This window comes from Pseudomonas sp. I2 (assembly GCF_040984075.1).
GTDB classification, from domain to species: Bacteria; Pseudomonadota; Gammaproteobacteria; order Pseudomonadales; family Pseudomonadaceae; genus Aquipseudomonas; species Aquipseudomonas guariconensis_B.
The window spans coordinates 1-459 of the sequence record NZ_JBCGFQ010000150.1; the positions used below are offsets into that span (position 1 = coordinate 1).

General features: G+C 58.0%; 1 protein-coding gene. It reads left to right on the forward strand.

Annotation, left to right across the window (positions count from 1 at the left end; translation table 11 throughout):
- Positions 1 to 459 (forward strand): murein transglycosylase domain-containing protein (locus tag WCE05_RS25985; protein ID WP_368816836.1); only part of this gene is annotated, 459 nt, incomplete at both ends.

A 459-nucleotide genomic window follows, 5' to 3' on the forward strand; every position in this document is an offset into this window, starting at 1 on the left:
GAATACAACGAGGCCTGGGTCAAGGACACGAACGGATTCGATATTTTGATGGGCCAGTTCGCCCACAACATCGAGAACATTTGGGGGTACAACGAAGTCCTGCTCGCCGGGCCAAAGGACTACGTCAAGTACACCGACCAGTATCAAACCCGCAGCCACATCAACTTCGATGAAGGGACGATCACCGTCGAGACCATTGCCGGCACCGACCCTCGCGGACGACTGCGCCAGGCGATCGTCAAAACCCTGTTGATGGGCGATGACCCCAACTCCATTGACCTCTATTCCGATGTCGATGACATCCAGATCTCCAAAGAGCCGGTCCTCTATGGCCAGGTGGTGGATAACACCGGGGCGTCGATTCGCTGGGAGTGGCGCGCCGCGCGCTTTGCCGACTATCTGCTGCAAACCCGTCTGAAGAGCCGCAACAACGGCCTGCGCGTGGTCTACAGCATCACC